Below are 7,404 nucleotides of genomic sequence, written 5' to 3'. Positions count from 1 at the left end.
GGCGGGGGTGTATTGAGGGTTGAGGGTTGAGGGTTGAGGACTGAGGGTTGAGGGTTGAGGGTTGAGGGTTGAGGACTGAGGACTGAGGGTTGAGGGCTGAGGATTGAGGGCTGAGGACTGAGGGTTGAGGACTGAGGGTTGAGGACTGAGGGTTGAGGGTTGAGGGCTGAGGACTGAGGGTTGAGGACTGAGGGTTGAGGACTGAGGGTTGAGGACTGAGGGTTGAGGGCTGAGGGTTGAGGTAATTTTCCGCTGCTTCCTCTGTCTCTTTCTCCCCTCTGCCGTTCGCTTGTGCCACTGTGCTTTCCTGTTTTGTTACCTTTCACTAGGTACATCCCCTAAACAAATATCTCTTGAACTTGCCCTGGGGTCGCCCCGGAACCTTTTGTGCTACAATTTTGGAGTGTTTTTACGTTTTTGAAGTCCCGGTGGGCTTCCAAGCCATTATTGGAGAATTCTTATTCATGACGAGCAGTTACAGTGCCGATCAGATTCAAGTTCTAGAAGGTCTTGAACCAGTCCGGAAAAGACCGGGGATGTACATCGGTTCGACTGGCCCTAGGGGACTCCACCATCTAGTTTACGAGGTGGTGGACAACTCTGTTGATGAGGCTCTGGCTGGCTATTGCACCCATGTAGAGATAGACATAAACGCCGATGGTTCGGTGACGGTGACAGACGATGGGCGCGGGATTCCTACAGATACTCATCCTACTACTGGCAAATCAGCTTTGGAAACGGTGATGACGGTGCTGCACGCCGGAGGGAAGTTTGGCGGCGGCGGTTACAAGGTTTCTGGTGGTTTGCACGGTGTCGGAATCTCCGTAGTGAATGCCTTGTCTGAGTGGGTGGAAGTGACCGTTTGGCGCGAGAAGCGGGAGCATACGCAGCGTTTTGAGCGGGGTATTCCCGTCACGGAACTGAAGGCAAAGCCAATTCAAGAAACGAGGACAGGCACGTCGATTAGTTTCAAGCCAGATTTGCAGATTTTTTCCACGACTGGCATTGAGTTTGATTACACCACTTTGGCGAGTCGTCTGCGGGAGCTTGCGTACTTAAATGCGGGTGTCAAAATCACGTTTACTGACAACCGCCTGGAATTGGTTAAGGGTGGGGAGCCAAGAGTAGAAACCTACTGTTACGAGGGAGGTATTAAAGAGTATATCGCTTATATGAATAGCGATAAGCAGGCTCTCCACGAAGAAATTATCTATGTATCAGGCGAACGCAACAATGTGCAGGTAGAAGTGGCGTTGCAGTGGTGCGTGGATGCTTATACAGACACGCTGCTGGGGTTTGCAAATAATATTCGCACAGTTGACGGCGGTACTCACCTGGAAGGGTTGAAGGCGGTGCTGACGCGGACGTTGAATGCGATCGCTCGCAAGCGCAATAAAATCAAAGAAAATGAACCGAACCTCGGCGGTGAGAATGTCCGCGAAGGTTTAACTGGCGTTATCTCCGTCAAAGTTCCCGATCCGGAATTTGAAGGACAAACTAAAACCAAGCTGGGTAACACCGAAGTTCGGGGAATCGTTGATTCTCTTGTCGGCGAAGTTCTGACTGAATATTTAGAGTTTCGCCCTAATATTGGCGATGCGATTCTGGAAAAAGCGATTCAAGCTTTCAAAGCCGCAGAAGCAGCGCGTCACGCACGAGAATTAGTGCGCCGCAAATCAGTTCTGGAATCTTCCCCTTTACCGGGTAAATTAGCCGATTGCAGTACGCGAGATCCCTCAGAATCTGAGATTTATATCGTCGAAGGCGACTCAGCCGGTGGAAGTGCCAAACAAGGACGCGACAGACGCAACCAAGCTATCCTCCCATTGCGCGGTAAAATTCTCAACATTGAGAAAACCGACGATGCCAAAATCTACAAAAACACCGAAATCCAGGCGCTAATTACTGCACTGGGATTGGGTGTCAAGGGTGAGGAGTTCGATGCTTCCCAGCTGCGCTATCACTGCATCGTGATTATGAGCGTAGCTGGCGATGAACCAACCCTGGTAATGGACAATAGTGGACGTACAGAGTTCGTCTCAATTGGTCGGTTTATTGATGACTGCGTTGAAGGTCGTCGCGCCGTTGACCAATATCAGGTAATGTCTTTTGACCAAGTTACCCACGCCACGCGCTTTCGACCTCTCAAAGCGGTGATTCGGCACGGTCATGAGGAGCCGATGTATAAAATTACAACGCGCTACAACCGTTCGGTCAAGGTGACATCCTCCCACAGCGTCTTTGTCTTTGAAAATGGACAAGTTGTTCTCAAAAAAGGCAGCGAAGTAAAACCAGGCGATATCTTGGTTGCTAGTCGGCGTTTACCGCGTCCAGCTAACAGCCTGACGCAGATTGATTTGCTAGAAACTTTCTACCGTACCGAATTAACCAAGGCGCTGTATGTCAAAGGCGAAGACGTGCGGCGAGTTGCTAGTGGGCGCGTGTTGGCAAAGGTAGAACGGCAGGATTTGTGGAAGGAACCGCGAATTATGTTGGATGTAGCCGGATGGCAACAGCTGATTAAATCGCGTCAGACAGCAGGATTAAGTCAGAAAAAAGTTGCCACAGCTTGCGGTGTTAAGCAGCCAATTACTATTAGTCACTGGGAACGCGGTATCAACCGACCGATTTTGTCTCAATTCCTCACCTATCTGGAAACGATTGGCGGAAACGAGAACATTATATATGAGCAGCTGCCATCTAAGATTGATGAGCGACTTGCCCAAGACGATACCAGCAAGAATGCGCGGTGGCGCGAGGTTAGTTGTTACAAAGCGTTAGACGAGTTTACATCTAGCGAAATTGCACAACTAGGGGCAGATGTGCAGATTGTCCCGCAAGCGCACGGCGAAAAGGCTATGCCGCGTTATTTACCAATTACCCGCGAGTTGATGTGGTTTTTGGGCTGGTACGTTGCGGAAGGAACTCTGAGTCAACATCAGGTTAGCCTGAATTTGGGCAAGAAGGATGAGCGGTTTATCCCAGAACTTAAAGCAGCGATTGTTGCGGTATTTGGCGAAACACCGCGTCAGTATAACGATCCTGACAGCGATGGGATTAAACTCTACTTCAACAGTGTCGCCGCTGCGCGATTGTTGCAAGCTTGGGGTTTAGCAAAGCTAGCGCATCAGAAGAAGTTGCCAGATATTCTATTTAGTGTTTCTGAGGAACACCAACTGGCTTTTCTGGAAGGCTATTTCTTGGGTGATGGGACGACAGGTGGATGCAACCTATCCTTTACCACAAATTCTCAGGAATTAAAGGATGGACTGTTATATCTGTTGGGACAGTTGGGCATTATTGCCACTAACACTCATCATCAGCCGTCAACACATCCTGATGCACCAATTCAAACGCGACATTCTTATTACACCATTGCGATTTGTAGCAAACAACAACTTACCGGCTGTCGCCAGATTTGGCAACGTCATGCTAATGCACATAAGCTGGAGGCGCATCTAGTAGGTGAATCTCGCAAGGCTCAAGATTTTGTGCCAATTAGCGATGATTTGATGGGGTTGCGGGTAATTAGTGCTGAGGAAATAGAATTAGTTGGCGATTACGTTTACGATTTCTCGGTTCATGATGACGAAAACTTCGTCTGTGGAACTGGGGGTTTGTGCGCTCATAATACTGATGCTGACGTAGATGGGGCGCACATTCGGACGCTGTTGTTGACGTTCTTCTATCGCTATCAACGGGCGCTAATTGAGCAGGGTTACATTTATATCGCTTGTCCTCCACTCTATAAGGTAGAGCGGGGACGCAATCATTACTATTGCTATAGCGATCGCGAACTCCACAACCTGGTGCAAAACGAGTTCCCCGCCAATGCTAATTACACCATCCAGCGATTCAAAGGCTTGGGTGAAATGATGCCGCAACAGTTGTGGGATACTACGATGAACCCGGAAACTCGCACCCTGAAACGGGTGGAAATTGAAGACGCGGCTGAAGCCGATCGTATCTTTACCATCTTAATGGGCGATCGCGTCGCACCCCGCCGCGAATTTATCGAAACCTACGGTCCTCGCCTCAACCTCAACGATCTAGATATCTAGATTTTCCGGTTGAAATGATTGAACACCCAAAAATTTGGCAACTAATGTAAAAATAATTAGTACAAAGGTTGCATTCTTACAAAAGTATGGTTAATTGAGAACTTAACCATACTTTTGTCTTTTAAGGCAGTTGCACCAGATTCCCTATCAATACTGCGCCAAGAGAACGCGATCGCTATTTTTTACACTCAGCTCGAAGCCCGCAAAGGGATATAGCTTGGTTATGTTATAACTTGAGGGAAACTATATTTGCAATTTCATGTCTTACTAATTTAATCTTCGACATTTCACGGAAAAATCATCAAAATTTGGAAAAGAAATATCGAGCGAACACTAAAAAATAATGAATCACTTTATCATCAACCTTTCCAAAGCTAAACTCCCTGTTAATAGCAAGTTGATTGTATCCACCTTATTAATCGCAATCAACAGCATCCTGGTGACATCGGCAAGTACCCCAGCCAAAATGCCCCCAGCAGCGACTCCAGCCAAACCCGCACCAGCAACGACCACAGCCACCCAGCAATTTGTAGGGCAATGGCAAGCCAAAGACCCCACATCGGGGAAGCTGGTCACGTATGTATTTGCGCCAGAGGGAAAATTATTCATGGTGTTTCCAGCACCCGATGGGACTCAGGTTGCCATCGGAATTAAGTACCAAGTCAATCCCACGACTAAACCGGGGCAACTTGACCTAGTTTTTAGCAAAAAAGACAGCATCCTGAGCATTTTTGAGTTTATCGATCGCGGTAAACTACGCCTGGAATTACAGGGACGGCAAGTTGGACAACCCAGACCAAGTGCTTTTAGCCCCAAGGCAACGGTATTCAAGAAAATTTCCGATACCGCAACATTGCCCCAAAATGCCAAAGTAATTGAGCTGGAAAATGCACAGAGTCAGATGCCCGACGATTCGCAGCTCCCAAAACCGCAAACAGAAGCCAAACTGTATATCGCTATGGTCAACAAAGCGCAGCAGGCTTATTATCAGCAAAAAGGTAAATTTGCCACAAAAACCGAAGATTTAGGTCTGGGAGGCGAGCCAGCCAGCGTATATTACAACTATCGGCTGGTGTCACCAGGAAATGACGCCCAAAGCGTGATGATCGCCGCCCAAGCCAAGAATGCTGAGATTCATAGCTACACGGGCGCTGTGTTTGCCACAAAAAGGAACGGTGAAGCCACCACCCTCGCAGCGGTTTGCGAAACCCAGCGCCCCTCAACCTCACCTCCAGCGATGCCGAAACCGCCTCAGAGTGGCTCATCAGCAGTTCAATGTCCATCTGGTTCGCGTCTGTTACAGTAATCGACTGCCAATGTCGCATCTATCAACAACCCGATTGATTCCCTCATCGCATCGATTGTTAAGATACAGTTAAATTTCTCGCTTTGACTGCCATGAGTGACACCGTTTTAGACATCCGCAACCTGCAAGTTCAATTTTTAACTGATGAAAAGCAAATTCTGGCAGTTGATGGTATTTCCTTCAAACTGAGTCGCGGGCAGACTTTGGGCATTGTGGGAGAGTCGGGATCGGGTAAATCGGTGACTTCCCTCGCCGTCATCGGTTTGGTGCCAAGTCCGGGGAAGATTAGCGGTGGTGAAATTTGGTTTCAAAACTCACAAGAACGGGGCGGATCTTTAGTAAATCTGCGGGATCTGAGTGCAGAGGAGCTGCGGAAATATCGGGGTGGTCAGATTTCCATGATTTTCCAGGAACCGATGAGTTCCTTAAACCCAGTTTTTACGTGTGGGTTTCAGTTAGTCGAGGCAATCCGTCAGCATCAAAATGTAACACCTGCCGAGGCGAGGCGGCAAGCGATCGCTCGTCTCCAAGAAGTCAAACTCCTCGCTAACGACGAAGAGATGCGGCAACGCTATCTAGAAGAAAGACCGGAAGCCAGAAGAGATAGCGTTGCGGAAATTAATCGGCAGATCAATCAGCAAAAATTGGCAATGCTGGAGCGCTACCCCCACGAACTCTCCGGCGGGCAATTGCAGCGGATGATGATTGCAATGGCAATTTCCTGCAATCCAACGGTGTTGATTGCTGACGAACCGACGACCGCCTTGGATGTAACGGTACAAGCGACGATTTTGGATCTGTTGCGGGAGTTACGGGACGCCCGTGGGATGTCGATGATGTTTATCGGTCACGACTTGGGGGTGATTGCTGAAATTGCCGACGTTGTCGCCGTGATGTATCAAGGCAAAATTGTCGAATACGGCTCGGTCGAGCAAATTTTTTCTAACCCTCAACATCCTTATACCAAAGGTTTGTTAGCCTGTCGCCCCAGCCTCACCCGCCGGTTGAAATACCTGCCTACTGTCGCTGACTTTATGGAAGTGGTGAAAACACCCAGCGGCGAAATCGAAATTCGAGAAAAAACAGGAATCAAGAGTCAGGAGTCAGAAGAAATTCTGGATTTAACTCAAAACTCAGAAGCGATAGATCGCATCTCTACAACTCAAAAGGCTCTACTATCTGTCCGCGATCTCCAAGTTGGCTTCCCAATCCAGGGAATGTTTGGTCAAACCAAACGCTATTTGATGGCGGTGAATGGCATCTCATTTGATGTTTATCCTGGTGAAACGCTGGGATTAGTGGGAGAATCCGGCTGTGGCAAAAGTACCTTAGCTCGTACCATCCTGCGCTTGATCGAACCGACGAGCGGTCAGATCGAGTTTGAAGGGGAAGATATTACGAATGTCAGTAATCGGCGAATGCGGCAATTGCGACGGGAGATGCAAATTGTCTTCCAAAATCCCTTTAGTTCTCTCGATCCGCGTCTAAAAATTGGAGATGCGGTGATGGAACCGCTACAAATTCATCACTATGGTAAGAATCCGAAGGAACGACGCGATCGCGCATCCTATCTCTTAGAGCGTGTAGGCTTAAATCCTGCCTGGATGAATCGCTATCCTCACGAGTTTTCTGGCGGACAGCGCCAGCGGGTTTGTATTGCTCGTGCTTTGGCACTCAATCCCAAATTCATCATCTGCGACGAATCTGTTTCGGCGCTAGATGTCTCCGTACAGGCGCAAGTGCTGAATTTGCTCAAAGAAGTACAAAACGAATTTGGCTTAACTTACATCTTTATTTCCCATGACTTGAGTGTGGTGAAATTTATGAGCGATCGCATCATGGTCATGAATCGGGGCAAAATCGAAGAAATTGGCTCCGCTGAAAATCTCTACCGCGAACCGAAGCAAGAATACACTCGCCAGTTAATTGCCGCCATTCCTACCGGCAGTCTAGAACAGATTCAGCAGCGTCAGCAAGACCGAATCAAGATATCAACAGGAGGGCGAGAAATCGTTAGCTAAGTATTCATACTTGGCT

General features: G+C 48.4%; 3 protein-coding genes and 1 pseudogene. 3 read left to right on the top strand and 1 reads right to left on the bottom strand.

Translation table 11 applies throughout. The features are described 5' to 3' along the window. A pseudogene (locus ACFW2W_RS19610) lies at nt 1-298 on the bottom strand (hypothetical protein); the annotation flags it as partial. 166 nt (nt 299-464) lie between these two features. On the opposite strand from ACFW2W_RS19610, the gene ACFW2W_RS19605 reads away from it, so the two are divergent. From ACFW2W_RS19605 to ACFW2W_RS19595, 3 genes are all read left to right on the top strand, one after another. Continuing rightward, nucleotides 465-4,061 carry a DNA gyrase subunit B gene (locus tag ACFW2W_RS19605; RefSeq protein WP_378181965.1) on the top strand — a complete coding sequence of 1,199 codons (3,597 nt, stop codon included), beginning with the start codon at nt 465-467 and terminating at the stop codon, nt 4,059-4,061. Nucleotides 4,062-4,404: 343 nt separating this feature from the next. Further along, a complete protein-coding gene (locus tag ACFW2W_RS19600; protein WP_378181946.1) occupies nt 4,405-5,367 on the top strand; it encodes a type IV pilin-like G/H family protein in 963 nt (320 codons plus the stop codon). A 92-nt stretch (nt 5,368-5,459) separates the two neighbouring features. Further along, nucleotides 5,460-7,388 carry an ABC transporter ATP-binding protein gene (locus ACFW2W_RS19595; protein WP_378181943.1) on the top strand — a complete coding sequence of 643 codons (1,929 nt, stop codon included), beginning with the start codon at nt 5,460-5,462 and terminating at the stop codon, nt 7,386-7,388. The last annotated feature ends 16 nt before the right edge of the window (nt 7,389-7,404 follow it).

The sequence above is a fragment of the Coleofasciculus sp. H7-2 genome (assembly GCF_042747725.1).
In the GTDB taxonomy this organism is placed as follows: domain Bacteria; phylum Cyanobacteriota; class Cyanobacteriia; order Cyanobacteriales; family FACHB-T130; genus FACHB-T130.
Note: the sequence above shows the minus strand (reverse complement) of the source record. Positions and strands in the feature narration are given on the sequence as shown.